The 214-nt window shown below is 71.5% G+C and carries 1 pseudogene; it reads right to left on the minus strand.

Annotated features, from left to right (window positions below):
- Nucleotides 1-214 (minus strand): annotated as a pseudogene (locus tag IO20_RS39410) (transposase); the annotation flags it as partial.

The raw sequence follows: 214 nt of genomic DNA on the forward strand, positions 1-214 counted from the left end.
CCGGGGCACCCGGACCGCTTCCATCACGGCGGTGAACCGGGTGCAGTCGTTGGTGTTGCCGCCCGTGACGACGAAGGCGAGCGGACGGCCCCGGCCGTCACAGGCGAGGTGAATCTTGCTGGTCAGACCGCCTCTGGACCGGCCGATGGCCGGGTCGCGGAGCCCCCTTTTCGAGCCCCCGCCGCATGCTGGTGGGCCCGGACGACCGTGGAAT

Origin of the sequence: Streptomyces exfoliatus (assembly GCF_000725545.1) — a bacterium.
Taxonomy (GTDB): domain Bacteria; phylum Actinomycetota; class Actinomycetes; order Streptomycetales; family Streptomycetaceae; genus Streptomyces; species Streptomyces exfoliatus.